Here is a 13,139-nt window from a genome sequence, read left to right as displayed (position 1 = left end):
CTCCCTCGGGCACTCAGGCGAGTTGGGTCTCGCGGGTCTTCTGCTGGATCCGGAAGATCACGAACTCCGCCGGGAAGACCGGCGCGACGCCGATGACACAGATGAGCCGGCCATTGGCGAGGTCGTCCTCGGTCATCGTGGTGCGGTCACAGGCGACGAAGAACGCCTCGTCGGCGGTGGTGCCGGCGAGCGCGCCGGTGCGCCAGACCGTGGTGAGGAAGTTGGTGACCGTCTGGCGGACCAGGGACCACAGCGCCTCGTCGTTCGGCTCGAACACCACCCACTGGGTGCCCTCCTCGATCGACTCCTCCAGGTAGAGGAACAGCCGCCGGACGTTGACGTACTTCCACGAGCTGTCCGAGGAGAGCGTGCGCGCGCCCCAGACCCGGTGGCCGAGCCCGGGGAAGAACCGCAGCGCGTTGATGCCCTTGGGGTTGAGCACGTCCTGATGGCGCTTGGTGATGTCCTGGGCGATGCCGTCGGTCAGCCGGATGCCCCGGATGACCGCGTTGGCGGGCGCCTTGTGCACCCCCCGCTCCACATCCACGCGCGCGTAGATCCCGGCCATGTGGCCCGAGGGCGGCACCTCGACATCGCGGTCCGTCGACAGGTCGCGGGTGACCAGCCACGGGTGGTAGAGCGCGGCGTACTTGGTGTCGAACCGCTCGCGGAACGCCTGCACGTCCTCGAGGTCCAGGCCGTCCTGCGGATCGAGGATCGCGAACCGGTCCTTGAGCAGCTCGCAGTGGGTGACCAGGGCCGATTCCACCGTGCCCGACCACATGCCGGGCACGGCGCAGACGGCCACCTCGTCGATGTCCTCCAGCGCGGCAATCCCGGTGCGCTTGCCGCTGCCGCCGTCCTCGCCGACGAAGTCGGCCACGCTCAGGCTCGGGTAGGCGTCGTCCCCGTGCCCCAGGGTCAGCCAGGATCCGACGGCGGGCAGGGGGAACTTCGTCGGATCGGTGGACAGGGCGCCCAGCGCCGTCGCCCGCACCAGCCGGGAGCGACCGGCCAGGGTGGTCACCAGGTTGGCCGGTGTGTCGCCGGTGAGCCGGAGGTTGCGGTGGGTCTCGGTCTCCACGGTCCCGGACGGGTCGGTGAACCGGGCGTCGACCTGAGCCTCGATCAGCTGCACCCGATCGGTCTCGAAGAGCGTCCCGGGCACGTTCGCGTCGAGGGTGACGACATCCGCGGCGACCGATTCGACGGTGCGGATGGTCAGATGGGTGCCGTCGTCGAGCTGGACGACGGCGCCCGCGTAGAGCCGGCTCGCCCCGCCGACCCGCAGCGTGGTCCCCGCCGAGGTGGTGCCCCGGCGCACCCGGCGCACCAACAGTCCACCGCGCCACGCCTCATGGGCCGCGCCGGACGGCAGGGTCAACGTGACCTTTCCGTCCGCCGGCTGGCTGACCTGGACCTTGAAGCGGGCCGAGCCGATCTGCACCCACACGTCGGGCGGCAGTTCGTCGGGGTCGAGTCCGGTCACCGCGGCGACCTCGACCGTCTCGCTGTCGGCGGCGGCGTCCGCGGCCAGCCGGGTGACGAACAGCCCGCCCTCCTGCGGATCCGGCAGCACCGGCAGCGCGGCGGAGGCCATCGGCTGGATCCGCACCTGCACCGCGTCGCCCCAGGAACCGGGGCTGACGGCGGCGAACTCCAGTGTCTGCTCCGCGCTGCGGGTCCCGATCTGGACGTAGTCGCCGCGGCCCGCCCTGACCTCGGCGGGCAGCTGGGCGTCCAGCTCGATCCGGTGGGTGGTGGCGTCGTAGGCGGCGACACCGGCGGTGTGGATCGACTGCTGGTCGTCACCGCGGAAGATCTGGATCTGCTGCCCGACGCCGGAGAACCCGATGAGATGGCCGAGTTCGAGGCGGGTGGCGCCCTTGGCGGCATCGCCGGTGACGGGGCTCACCAGGCCGTGACCCAGCGCCCCCGAGGACGGGCTCGCCTGCTTGCTGGCGACCCGCTTGACGTACAGCCGCTGGCCGCCGTTGTCGAAGAACCCCTTGACGGCCAGCGGGAACAGCCACCAACGGCCGCCTTCCGCCGGGTCGTTCGCCCAGGTGTCCCGGATCAGCGGCTCCGGCTCACGGAGGAATCCGCCGAAGGTGTTCTGGAACTCGAGGAAGTTGGTGACCAGTTTGGGCTTGCCGGTGTACGGACCGCGCGCGGTGACCCCGGCCATTCCGGCCGTACTGGTGCTCACCCCCGCGATCGGCCGTGGGCCCGCATCGATCTCCTCGATGTAGACCCCGGGGCTCAGATACTCCGCCATGGACGGCTCCTTAACTCTCGCGGATCTCTATGACGTGCCGGCGCTCGGTGTCCTGGGGCAACCGCACGACCAGCGATCCGGACCGGCCCGGCCGCTCGGTGGCCTGGAGGCGGAATGTCTCCTCGACGGCGTGCTCGTCGGCCTTCTCGCCCTCCCACCGCAGGGCCAGCCGGAAGGCGCCCGCGGCATCGGAGAGGGTGCGCTCGTGCCATGGCGTCAGGTCCCGGCTGGTCCGCCCCCTGGCCTCGACCAGCGCATTGGCGATCGGCGCCTTTGTGGCCGCGTCGACCACGGCGCCGTGCACCGTGCGCAGTCCCGGCGGATACGGGAAGGAGACGCTCGGCAGCAGCCGGACCAGCCGGGGCTCGGTCACCACCGGCGGCGGGTGGCCGTCGTCATACGGGTGCACCAGGAACTCGACGCCCACCAGGGCGGCCGAGAACGGCTGGCCGTCCGCCGGGTACAGCGGCTGGTAGCCGGGAGCCGTGAAGCGGGCCCGGTGGCGCCGCGGCCGGGCCGCCCACGGCTCGGCGCACCGGCCGAGACCCGGAAAGACGAAGGCGGCGCTGGGGGTGCGCACCGCCGCGTCGTCCAGCGGCAGCCAGTCGCCGTCGTCGTAGCGGTCCAGCTGGACGGTGACCCCGGCGGCGCGCACCCGCCGGGCGTGGTCGTCGAAGGGTATGAACCAGGCCGGGCTGTAGAGCGTCGACCGCTCCAGCGGCAGGAAGCGGCTCATGGCAGCCCCGCCCCGCTGATGACCCGGTTGTGCACCGGGCGGACCGGCGTCTGAACGGCGGAGTCCAGGTTGACCACGCGGACCTCGTAGTTGAGCGACAGCCGGTACGGCTTCTGGATCGCGTACCAGACCCAGGACTTCTGGTCCAAGGTGAGCGGGGTCAGGGAGAGGTGCAGTGCGTCGGTGCTCGCCGCCAGGCTGCCGGACAGCTGTGCGCCGTCCAGGATCGCGTCGTCGTAGAACGTCTGGAGGGCCCGTCCGAGCATCCGGTGCTGAGTGGCCTGGTCACCGCCCCAGGGCGTGACCAGGTAGCGCAGCAGCAGGGCCATCGGCGGCTTGCGGGTGGTCGGTGGATCGGGTGGCTGGGAGCGCACCGGCGGCCGGTTGCGCGAGGTGGGGTCCTCGGCGATCTCGTAGAGGAACACCGTGAGTTTGGGCGGTGGTGTCTGGACCGTCTCGGAGAGGTCGTTGAGTTCCGCGATCGGCGGTTCCACCTGGCTAAGCCCGCGCAGGGCCTGGGTCAGGCTGTCCACGATGACCGTGGAGACGTCGGCGATGACGCCGAAGTCGCCCATGCGAATGCTCCCCCTCTCCGCGCTCGAAAGCGTGCTCCGAGAGGATGCCGGGACCGGCGTGGCCGGACCGCGATACGCACATCACACGAACGTCACCGGTCCGTTCTCGTCGCCGCCGATGACGAACCCGGACACACATCGACAACGCCGAGGTGACACCGACGGGCATATTGTCCTTTCATGGAAATCCCCTCAGAACGGACCGGTGTCCTGATCCTCCGGGTCTGGGTGGAAGGCGGCAGGCCGGATGGATTCCGTGCGCGCATCGTGCCGACCGGGGACGGGCGTCAGACGGCCCCCAGCGCGGTGAGCGCGGTGGACGATGTGCTCACCGCCGTGCGTGCCTGGCTCGACCAGTTGCTCGAGCCGGAGGGGTGACGTCGCCGCGACGTTCCGGTGATGCCCGGCCATATAGCGTCCTTTGGCGGAAAGGCCGGACACACGATCATGATCTGCTCGTAACATGGCTTTAGGGCATCCCGACGGGACGCACGGGATGGGTCGCTGGAGCCAATATCGCCCCGGGGGGCCGATGAGCGCAGAAGGCCACGTCATGACGTTGAGACTGCTCAAGAGTTTCGCGTTGTCGGTCGATCAGAATCGCGTTGCCATATCCTCCAGCGCCCAGCGCCTCCTCGCGTTCCTCGCCCTCCAGAACATGCCACGCAGCCGGACCTATGTGGCCGGGATGCTGTGGCCGGATGTCACGGCCTCCCGCGCCAACGCCAATCTCCGGTCGTCGTTATGGCGCGCCACGCGCACGGGACATCAGGTCATCGACGCGTCCACGCAGGAACTGGCGATCTGCAAACACATCGACGTGGATATCCACGTGGCGGCGACGCGCGCGCACCGGCTGCTCGATATGTCGCGGCCGTGCGATGACATCCTCACCGCGCAGACCCGGGAGGCTCTCTCGGCCGATCTCTTACCGGAGTGGTCGGAGAACGAGTGGGTGCTGGTCGAACAGGAGCAATACCATGAACTCCGGCTGTATGCCCTGGAGGCGATGACCGAACGGCTGACGGCGGCGGGCCGCCATGGCGAGGCCGTCGCCGCCGGGCTCGCCGCCGTACGCGCGGAGCCCCTCCGGGAGAGCGCTCATCGCGTGCTCATGAACGCGCATCTCGCCGCCGGCAACAGGGGCGCGGCGCTGCGGCAGTACGAGCAATGCCGCCGGGTGCTGATCGAGGAGCTGGGCCTGGAGCCCTCCCAGACGCTGAGGAACCTGGTCCCGGCTCACTCCGGGAGCGGGGACACCGACATACCGGCGCCCTCCGGGGGCGGGGGCGCCGCCGCTCCGGAGCTCCCGACACGTCGGATCGTCTGCCATCCGGTGAGCGAGGCACCGGCGCAGGGCACGGACGCCTCGGCACCGGCCGGCACCGTGCCCGCGTGACCCATAACTCCTTCAGGAGGTTCCACAGCGGGCTAGACGACGGGGACCACCGGCGGCAGATGGGCGTCGCGCCGCACCAGTGCGGCGTAGCGCCCGTCCTGGGCCAGCAGCTCCTCGTGGGTGCCCCGCTCGGCGATCCGGCCGCCGTCGAGGACGACGATCTGGTCGGCGTCGCGCACGGTGGAGAGCCGGTGGGCGATGGTGATCGTGGTGCGGCCTGCCGAGAGGGAGTCGATGGCCTCCTGGACGGCCTGCTCGGTGCGGGTGTCCAGGGCGCTGGTGGCTTCGTCGAGGATGAGGACGGGCGGGTCGCGCAGAATCGTGCGGGCTATGGCCAGACGCTGCTTCTCCCCACCGGAGAAGCGGTAGCCGCGCTCTCCCACGAGGGTGTCATAGCCGTCCGGGAGCGAGGCGATGTGGTCGTGGATCTGGGCGGCCTCGGCCGCGGCCACGATCTCCTCATCGGTCGCGTCGGGCTTGGCGAAGCGCAGATTCTCGGCGACGGAGGCGTGGAAGAGGTAGGTCTCCTGGGAGACGACGCCGACGGCCCGGGCGAGGGAGTCGAAGTCGAGGTCGCGCACATCCACACCGTCGATCAGCAGGCGGCCGCCGGTCACGTCGTAGAGCCGGGGCACCAGATAGCTGAGGGTCGTCTTGCCGGAGCCGGTCGGCCCCACGACCGCCAGGCTGCCGCCCGCGGGGACGGTGAGATCGATGCCGCGCAGGGTGCCCTTCGACGCGCTCTTCGAGGGGCCCTTCGAGAGGCCCTTCGAGAGGTCGGGGGGCGTGCTCTCGTAGTCGAAGTCGACGCCGTCGAAGCGGACTTCGCCGCGCACCTTCTCCAGGCGCACCGGGTCGGCGGGCTCGGTGATGTCGATCGGCAGGTCGAGGTATTCGAAGATGCGGGCGAAGAGGGCGAGGGAGGTCTGCACCTGCACACCGGTGGACAACAGGCTCACCGTGGGCCGGAGCAGCCCCTGCTGGAGCGAGACGAAGGCGACGAGCGTGCCGATGGAGACGGCGGGGCCACCGGCCTGGAGGGCGATGCCCGCGGCCCAGTAGATCAGCGCGGGCATGGCGGCCATGACGATGCCGATGGTGGACATCCGCCAGCGGCCGGCCATGTTGGAGCGGACTTCCAGGCCCACGAGGCGCTCGGATTCCTGGGCGAACTGCTGGGTGAGCGACTCGGACCGGCCCATGCTGCGGCCGAGCAGGATGCCGCTCACCGACAGGGACTCGGTGACCATCGCGGACATGGCCGCCATCTGCTTCTGGCGCTGCGAGGTGATCTTCTTGCGCTCGGCGCCGACGCGACGGCTGATCCAGACGAAGACCGGCAGCAGGAGCAGGGAGACGACGGTCAGCCGCCAGTCGAGCGCGAGCATCGCGACGACGCTGGCGACCACGCTGGTGAGGTTGGAGACCAGGGAGGTCGCGGTCGAGGTGACGGTGGCCTGCATACCGCCGATGTCATTGGCGATACGGGACTGCACCTCGCCGGTGCGGGTGCGGGTGAAGAAGGCGAGCGGCATGCGCTGGAGCCGGTCGTAGACGGCGGTGCGCAGATCGTGCATCACGCGCTGGCCGACGGTGGTGGAGATCAGGGTCTGGAGAACGCCGAAGACGCTGTTGACGACAGCCGCGGCGATCATGCCGAGGGCGAGCAGGGTGAGCAGTCCGGTGCGGCCGTCGGGGATCGCGGTGTCGAGGATCTCGCGGAGGAGGAACGGCGAGGCGACCGAGACCAGCGCGGAGGCGGCGACCAGCAGGCCGACCACGGCGAGGCGGCCGCGATAGGGATGGAAGAGCCGGAGGATGCGGCGCACCTGGGCGGGCCGCTCGGGCTCCTGTGCGGACGGGGTCCATGACGGAGGTGTGTCGGGGCGCATGGGCTCCTTCTGGAGGCAGGGAAGCCGGCGCGGATGGTGACGGCATGGGCGAGCCGTGGCCGCGTCGGCGCGGATTTTGAGAGCATAGCTCACTGTTACCTATGCTCACAATGAACCCGGTCCTGATAAACTGCGATCATGCCCACCCCCGAGACATCCGGCCTCCTCGCGGAGCAGCTGCTGCGCCTGACCCGCAGACTGCACCGCGCCCAGAAGCGCTATATGGAGCCGCTGGGTATCACCCCCGCCCAGTCCCGGCTGCTGCGCACCGTCGCCCATGACGACCAGCCGCCGCGGATGGCGGACCTGGCCCAGCGCCTGGAGGTGGTCCCGCGCGCCGTGACGACGCTGGTGGACGCACTGGAGGCGCATGGCTCGGTGCGCCGCGTACCGGATCCGACCAACCGCCGGGTGGTGCGCGTCGAGCTCACCGACACCGGGCGCTCCACGCTGCGCGCGCTGCGCGAGGCGCGCCGGTCCGCCGCGGAGGACATCCTGGCGCCGCTCAGCGATCAGCAGCGCGAGGCGCTGGGCGAGCTGCTGGACACGCTGTCCGGCGCCCCGGACCACCGCTGCTGAGATCCGCGCGACCGCACCGCCGACATCCCGGTGCCCGCGCTCAGGCGGCCAGGTGCGCCTTGTCCCCCATGACCACGACCGGGTGCAGCTTGGGATCGAGGTTCTTCAGCAGATACTCCATACCGGACTTGGGGAGGCTGACACAGGCCGAGGTGCCGCTGCCGTGGTCCATGTGCAGCCAGATGCTGCCGCCCTTGCTCTGCCCTTCGGGCCGGGTCTGGTCCAGCGGCGAGGTGCCCTTGACGCGGTTGTAGTCAATGGCGATGACGTAGTTGAAGTCCGTCCAGTGGGACTTGGGCCAGTAGTGCGGCGCGGCGAAGGAGCCGGACGCCGTGTACGGCAGCCGGGCGCCGGGGTCGGGCAGCACACCGCCCGCGTCGCTGAGCGTGTAGACCCCGACCGGGCTGCGCTTGTCACCCTCGTGATGGCTCGTCGTCCAGCCGCGCTTGCCGTTGTGCGCGGCCCAACTGCGCGTCCGCTCCCATTCCTTGCCCTGCTTGGTGTAGAGGACCACGGTCGCGTCTCCGGAGTTCACCCCTTTGCCGTAGACCGCCACGACCTGACGGGACTGGTCCGGGATCCGGGACTGGAGCTTGTCCCCCACATCCGGGATACGCGTGGGATCCGGCGTGGGCGCCCCGCTGCGCAGCGCCTGTTTGCCCTGGTCCGCACCCTTGTCACCGCCGTCGCCACCGCCGCCGTCGCCGCAGGCCGTGAGGAGGACGAGGGCCGCGGCGGTCGCGGCCGCCGCACGCATGGACATCGTGCCGGAAATTCGCATGTCCCCATGGTCCCACCCCCATAGGACAGTGCGGCATGCGGGATTGGCGTGTTCCGGCCGGTCCCAGGAAAACCAGTTGAATTCCGCACCGTGAGAACGTCAGCCTTGCACGTCTCCTGCCCTCCCCTCCCTCCGCCGCCCGCCCGACCTTGGGACGTCATGCACATTCGCGATCTTCCGTACCCCGATCCCGGCCGACCCGACGTGCGGTCAGGTCCGAGGTTCCTCTTCTGGCTGGGCAGGAATCAGCTGGGCGGGCAGGTCAAGGCGGCCCTCTGGGGTCTGGTGCACATGGCCGCGCTGGTGTCCTTCCCGCTCGCCATCGGTTTTGGTGTGCAGGCGGTGGTGGACCGCTCCGGCTCCCGGTTGGCGATGGCCGGGGCGCTGATGGTGGGACTCACCGTGGTCACCGCGCTGGGGGACGCCATGCTGCACCGCGCGGCGGTCACCAACTGGATCACGGCGGCGGCACGGGTGCAGCAGCTGCTGGCGCGCAAGGCGGTGGAGCTGGGGTCCGCGCTCACCCGGAAGGTGGCGGCCGGTGAGGTCGTCGCCGTCTCCACGGGCGATGTCGAGAAGATCGGCTGGTTTGTGGAGGCTCTTTCCCGCTTCACCGCTGCCGCGATCACCACCGTCGCGCTCTGCGTGGCGCTGGTGCTCTACCAGCCGGCGCTGGGAGTAGTGGTGGCGGTCGGTGTGCCCGCGCTGGCACTGGCCGTGCTACCGCTGCTGCCGCGTGCGACGCGCCGGGCCGACGACCAGCGGGAGAAGGCGGGCCGGGCGACCGAGCTGGCCTCGGACACCGTGGCCGGACTGCGGGTGCTGCGCGGCATCGGCGGCGAGGAGCTGTTCCTGGGCCGCTACCGGAACGCCTCGCAGGAGGTGCGGGTCGCGGCGGTGCGCAGCGCGCGGATGTGGGCGCTGATCGCGGCCGTACAGGTGGCGCTGCCGGGGCTGCTGCTGATCGGCGTGGTCTGGTACGGGACGTCGCTGGCCCGCCAGGGGCGGATCGAGGTGGGCGAGCTGGTCACCGTCTACAGCGCGGTCACCTTTCTGCTCTTCCCGCTGCGGCACTTCGAGGAGATCGCCATGGCGTACTCCTTCTCCCGGCCCTCCGCGCGACGCGCGGCCCGGGTGCTGGCGCTGCGGCGCTCCTCCGCGGACGGCGAGGACACCGTGGCCACCACGGACCCTGCGGCTACCCCAGACACCGCAGACACCGCAGACACGACGGCATCCGTGGACGGGGGCGAGCGCGCGGAAGCGCGGGAGGCCACCGGACCACTCGGCGGGGATCTGTACGACCCGGTGAGCGGGATGCTGGCGCCGAGCGGAGTACTGACCGCGGTGGTGTGCGGCGACCCGGACGCGGCCGGGCGGCTGGCGGACCGGCTCGGCGGACATCCGGCGGACGGCGGCCCGGGCGACGAGGACCACGGCGGGGCGCCATCGGCGCTGCTGGGCGGGGTCGCCCTGAACGAGGTGGCGCTGGCAACGGCGCGCACGGCGGTGCTGGTGCAGGACAAGGATCCGGTGCTGCTGTCGGGGACGCTCGCCCAGCTGCTGGATGTGCCGAGGTCCGGGGAGGTCTCGGCGGAGAAGGCACTCGAGGCGGCCCAGTGCGGCGATGTGCTGGAGGCGCTGGCGCAGGCCTCGGCGGCCGACGAGGGTGACGCCGACCCCATGCGCACCCGGATCACCGAGCGCGGCCGCTCGCTGTCGGGTGGCCAGCGGCAGCGGCTGGCGCTGGCCCGCTCGCTGGTGACCGATCCGGAGGTGCTGGTGCTGGACGAGCCGACCTCCGCGGTGGACTCGCACACCGAGGCGCGGATCGCCGACGGGGTGCGGCGGCTGCGGACGGGCCGGACCACCATCGTGTTCACCTCCAGCCCGCTGGTACTGGACCGGGCCGACCGGGTGGTGTTCGTGGCCGACGGCGAGGCGGCGGGGGTGGGCACCCACCGCGAACTGCTGGGCACCGACCCGGCGTATCGCGCGGTCGTCACCCGCGAGACGGAGGGCGAGTCCGCCGCGCGGGGTGCCGGGGCGGCAGGCCAAGGCCTCGCGGGCATCGCGCGGATCGAGGAACAGATCGAGGAGTCGGCATGATCGGCGTGGCACCGCCCGCCTATGACCCGGCCGCACCGGAGTCGGCGACGACGCTGCCGGTCGGCACGCCCACCACCGTGCGGGCCTACGTACGTGAGCTGCTGCGGCGGCACCGGACCGCGTTCATCGTGCTGATGGCCGTGAACGCGACCGCGGTGCTCGCCTCGATGGTCGGGCCGCAGCTGCTGGGCGGCGTGGTCGAGGATCTCTCCCAGGGCGAGAAGGATCTCCACATCGGGCGCACCGTGGCGCTGTTCGCGGTGGCGCTGGTGGTGCAGACCGTCTTCGTCCGGCTGGTGCGGCTGCGCGGGGCGGTGCTGGGTGAGCAGATGCTGGCGGATCTGCGGGAGGACTTTCTCGTACGGTCGGTGGGACTGCCCCCGGGGGTGCTGGAGCGGGCCGGGACCGGGGATCTGCTGTCCCGGATCACCACCGATATCGACCGGCTGGCGAACGCGATGCGGGAGGCCGTGCCCCAGCTCACCATCGGTGTGCTGTGGACCGGACTGCTGCTCGGCGCGCTGACCCTGACCGCTCCCCCACTGGGCCTCGCGGTGCTGGTAGCGCTTCCGGTGCTGGTGATCGGCTGCCGGTGGTACTTCCGGCGCGCGCCGAGCGCCTACCGCTCGGAGGCGGCGGGTTACGCGGCGGTGTCCGCGTCCCTCACCGAGAGCGTGGACGCCGGGCGGACCATCGAGGCCCACCGGCTGGGCGACCGGCGGATCGCCCAGTCCGAGCTGCGCATCCGGCAGTGGACGGCATGGGAGCGCTACACACTCTGGCTGCGCTCGGTGCTCTTCCCGGTGATCAATGTGAGCTACACGCTGATCACCGGTTCGGTGCTGATGATCGGCGGCCTGTGTGTGATGCGGGGCTGGATGTCGATCGGCGAGCTGACCACCGGGGCGCTGCTGTCGCAGATGCTGGTCGAGCCGATCGGGCTGATCCTGCGCTGGTACGACGAGCTTCAGGTCGCGCAGGTGTCGCTGGCCCGGCTGGTGGGGGTGCGGGAGATCGAGGAGGGCCCCGCCGACGAGGGGGTGGTCCCCGGTGGCCGCGAGGTGCGGGCGGACGAGGTGCGGTTCGGCTACCACGAGGGCAACGATGTGCTGCACGAGGTGTCCATGAGGGTGGCCCCGGGGACGCGGCTGGCGCTGGTGGGCCCGTCCGGGGCGGGGAAGTCCACCCTGGGGCGGCTGCTGGCCGGGATCTACTCCCCGCGCACCGGCCGGGTGACCCTGGGGGATGCGGAGCTGGCGCGGATGCCGGCCGAGCGGGTCCGGGAGCATGTGGCCCTGGTCAACCAGGAGCACCATGTCTTCGTGGGCTCGCTGCGGGACAATCTGCTGCTGGCGCGTGCCTACGCCGAGGACGCCGAGCTGTGGGCGGCGCTGGGCGCGGTCGACGCCGACGGCTGGGCCCGCGCGCTGGACGAGGGCCTGGACACCGAGGTCGGCTCGGGCGGTCTCGCGCTCACCCCCGCGCAGGCGCAGCAGATCGCGCTGGCCCGGCTGGTGCTGGCCGATCCGCATACGCTGGTGCTGGACGAGGCCACCTCGCTGCTGGACCCGCGGGCGGCGCGCCATCTGGAGCGGTCGCTGGGCCGGGTGCTGGAGGGCAGGACCGTGGTGGCGATCGCCCACCGGCTGCACACCGCGCATGACGCGGATGTGATCGCCGTGGTGGAGAGCGGCCGGATCACCGAGCTGGGCAGCCATGACGAACTCGTCGCGGCGGACGGGGCGTACGCCGCGCTGTGGCGCTCCTGGCACCAGTAGCCGGAGGGGTGGCCGCGCCCCGGCGTGGCCACTGCGATGCCCTCCGGGACCGCCCCGGTCCGGTCCGCCGTCACTCCGGCCCCGGCCGGGGTTCAGATCACGCCGAGGGCGGCCAGTCCGCCCATGCCACCGAGCAGCATGAAGACCGGCATCAGCACCTTCAACTCGACCCAGCTTCCGGCCCGGAACCGCATCCCCTTCGGCGGACCGATCGGGTACCAGCGCTTGCGGCCGATCGGGATGGGCCACAGGATCGGGCAGCCGGAGACGGTCAGCGCGTCCCCGATGTCGTGGACCAGGGCGCCGAGCACGATCGGCAGGCCCAGCCAGAGGTACTCCTGGCCCGGTGCGCTGAACAGCCAGTCCGAGCCATTGCCGGGCTTGTGCAGCACATCGGCGAGGATCCAGGCGCTGGCCGCCCCGAGCAGCCACACCAGCACATCGCTGGAGACCCGCGCCGCCCGCCACAGCAGCCCCTCGACGGCCAGCACCATGTGCACGAAGAGGATGCCCAGCACCGCCCAGCGACCGCCGATCATCGCGAGCGCCGAGGCTCCGGCGCCGATCAGCACCGCCCATACCCAGGTGTGGGTGAGGGTGCGGTGGCCGCCGGAGCGGCGCGGGTCGCCCGCCTTCCTGGTCGACTTGTAGACGGAGTACGAGATCTTGTCGATCACCTCGCACAGAGCCCGCGAGATGGGCCCGAAGGCGCGCGATATGGTCGCCGCCTTGTGGTCGAGGTCGGGGGCGAGCGCCGCTCCCGCGCAGATCAGCGCGCCGGCGACCAGCACCGGCCAGGGCATCGCGTGGCCGGCCGCCGCGGCCGCCGCCCCCACCCCCAGCCAGGCCGCCGCCCCGGACAGCGAATGCGCCGGTCCCATCATGGTCGTACCCCGCCCCTGTTCTTTCCCGCTTCCGAGCGGGAGTTGACTGCTTCGGCCCGGCACAGCCTAGCGGCGGACGATCTTCGCACGTATAGCCGGTTCCCGTCCCGGCGGGGAAACCAGGCAGT

The 13,139-nt window shown here is 71.3% G+C and carries 11 protein-coding genes; 5 read left to right on the top strand and 6 right to left on the bottom strand.

The window, feature by feature from the left end; translation table 11 throughout:
- Positions 1 to 13 precede the first annotated feature (13 nt).
- From ABD329_RS38135 to ABD329_RS38125, 3 genes are read right to left on the bottom strand one after another with little or no spacing between them, the layout of a single operon-like run.
- The gene (locus ABD329_RS38135) at positions 14 to 2,278 is read right to left on the bottom strand and encodes a phage tail sheath C-terminal domain-containing protein (protein WP_198279649.1); all 2,265 of its coding nucleotides are present in this window, start codon (positions 2,276 to 2,278) and stop codon (positions 14 to 16) included.
- Between the two features lie 10 nt (positions 2,279 to 2,288).
- Positions 2,289 to 3,014: a carboxypeptidase-like regulatory domain-containing protein gene (locus ABD329_RS38130; protein ID WP_198279650.1), complete on the bottom strand. Its 726-nt coding sequence runs from the start codon at positions 3,012 to 3,014 to the stop codon at positions 2,289 to 2,291.
- On the bottom strand, positions 3,011 to 3,589 hold the full coding sequence (locus tag ABD329_RS38125; protein ID WP_198279651.1) for a Pvc16 family protein: 579 nt from the start codon (positions 3,587 to 3,589) through the stop codon (positions 3,011 to 3,013). Before ABD329_RS38125 ends, ABD329_RS38130 begins: the two co-directional genes overlap by 4 nt.
- A 180-nt stretch (positions 3,590 to 3,769) precedes the next feature.
- On the opposite strand from ABD329_RS38125, the gene ABD329_RS38120 reads away from it, so the two are divergent.
- Together ABD329_RS38120 and ABD329_RS38115 are read left to right on the top strand one after the other, a co-directional pair.
- Positions 3,770 to 3,967, top strand: a complete 198-nt coding sequence (locus ABD329_RS38120; protein WP_198279652.1) for a hypothetical protein — start codon at positions 3,770 to 3,772, stop codon at positions 3,965 to 3,967.
- 175 nt (positions 3,968 to 4,142) lie between these two features.
- On the top strand, positions 4,143 to 4,988 hold the full coding sequence (locus ABD329_RS38115; RefSeq protein ID WP_198279653.1) for an AfsR/SARP family transcriptional regulator: 846 nt from the start codon (positions 4,143 to 4,145) through the stop codon (positions 4,986 to 4,988).
- 32 nt (positions 4,989 to 5,020) lie between these two features.
- On the opposite strand, the gene ABD329_RS38110 is transcribed toward ABD329_RS38115, so the two are convergent.
- Positions 5,021 to 6,880, bottom strand: a complete 1,860-nt coding sequence (locus ABD329_RS38110; protein WP_198279654.1) for an ABC transporter ATP-binding protein — start codon at positions 6,878 to 6,880, stop codon at positions 5,021 to 5,023.
- Positions 6,881 to 7,018: 138 nt separating this feature from the next.
- Here ABD329_RS38110 and ABD329_RS38105 point away from each other — a divergent pair, with 138 nt between their 5' ends.
- Positions 7,019 to 7,459: a MarR family winged helix-turn-helix transcriptional regulator gene (locus tag ABD329_RS38105; protein WP_198279655.1), complete on the top strand. Its 441-nt coding sequence runs from the start codon at positions 7,019 to 7,021 to the stop codon at positions 7,457 to 7,459.
- A gap of 40 nt (positions 7,460 to 7,499) precedes the next feature.
- On the opposite strand, the gene ABD329_RS38100 is transcribed toward ABD329_RS38105, so the two are convergent.
- Positions 7,500 to 8,240, bottom strand: a complete 741-nt coding sequence (locus ABD329_RS38100) for a L,D-transpeptidase family protein (protein WP_198279656.1) — start codon at positions 8,238 to 8,240, stop codon at positions 7,500 to 7,502.
- Positions 8,241 to 8,399: 159 nt separating this feature from the next.
- Here ABD329_RS38100 and ABD329_RS38095 point away from each other — a divergent pair, with 159 nt between their 5' ends.
- Together ABD329_RS38095 and ABD329_RS38090 are read left to right on the top strand one after the other, a co-directional pair.
- Entirely contained in the window at positions 8,400 to 10,349 is a 1,950-nt protein-coding gene (locus ABD329_RS38095; RefSeq protein ID WP_198281498.1) for an ABC transporter transmembrane domain-containing protein, read from the top strand.
- A complete protein-coding gene (locus ABD329_RS38090; protein ID WP_198281499.1) occupies positions 10,346 to 12,127 on the top strand; it encodes an ABC transporter ATP-binding protein in 1,782 nt (593 codons plus the stop codon). The genes ABD329_RS38095 and ABD329_RS38090 overlap by 4 nt, the downstream gene beginning before the upstream one ends.
- 92 nt (positions 12,128 to 12,219) lie before the next feature.
- On the opposite strand, the gene ABD329_RS38085 is transcribed toward ABD329_RS38090, so the two are convergent.
- Positions 12,220 to 13,011 (bottom strand): metal-dependent hydrolase, encoded by a 792-nt coding sequence (locus ABD329_RS38085; protein WP_037957242.1) that lies wholly within the window; start codon positions 13,009 to 13,011, stop codon positions 12,220 to 12,222.
- Between the last annotated feature and the right edge of the window lie 128 nt (positions 13,012 to 13,139).

This window comes from Streptomyces javensis (genome assembly GCF_039525925.1).
Lineage (GTDB): Bacteria > Actinomycetota > Actinomycetes > Streptomycetales > Streptomycetaceae > Streptomyces > Streptomyces asiaticus.
The sequence above is the reverse complement of the archived record's forward strand: the minus strand, read 5'-3'. Positions and strand labels throughout refer to the sequence as shown.

Bases quoted from the DNA above. Each gene is read 5' to 3' on its own strand.
- ABD329_RS38135 (WP_198279649.1), bottom strand. From the start codon at position 2,278: ATGGCGGAGTATCTGAGCCCCGGGGTCTACATCGAGGAGATCGATGCG.
- ABD329_RS38130 (WP_198279650.1), bottom strand. From the start codon at position 3,014: ATGAGCCGCTTCCTGCCGCTGGAGCGGTCGACGCTCTACAGCCCGGCC.
- ABD329_RS38125 (WP_198279651.1), bottom strand. From the start codon at position 3,589: ATGGGCGACTTCGGCGTCATCGCCGACGTCTCCACGGTCATCGTGGAC.
- ABD329_RS38120 (WP_198279652.1), top strand. From the start codon at position 3,770: ATGGAAATCCCCTCAGAACGGACCGGTGTCCTGATCCTCCGGGTCTGG.
- ABD329_RS38115 (WP_198279653.1), top strand. From the start codon at position 4,143: ATGACGTTGAGACTGCTCAAGAGTTTCGCGTTGTCGGTCGATCAGAAT.
- ABD329_RS38110 (WP_198279654.1), bottom strand. From the start codon at position 6,880: ATGCGCCCCGACACACCTCCGTCATGGACCCCGTCCGCACAGGAGCCC.
- ABD329_RS38105 (WP_198279655.1), top strand. From the start codon at position 7,019: ATGCCCACCCCCGAGACATCCGGCCTCCTCGCGGAGCAGCTGCTGCGC.
- ABD329_RS38100 (WP_198279656.1), bottom strand. From the start codon at position 8,240: ATGCGAATTTCCGGCACGATGTCCATGCGTGCGGCGGCCGCGACCGCC.
- ABD329_RS38095 (WP_198281498.1), top strand. From the start codon at position 8,400: ATGCACATTCGCGATCTTCCGTACCCCGATCCCGGCCGACCCGACGTG.
- ABD329_RS38090 (WP_198281499.1), top strand. From the start codon at position 10,346: ATGATCGGCGTGGCACCGCCCGCCTATGACCCGGCCGCACCGGAGTCG.
- ABD329_RS38085 (WP_037957242.1), bottom strand. From the start codon at position 13,011: ATGATGGGACCGGCGCATTCGCTGTCCGGGGCGGCGGCCTGGCTGGGG.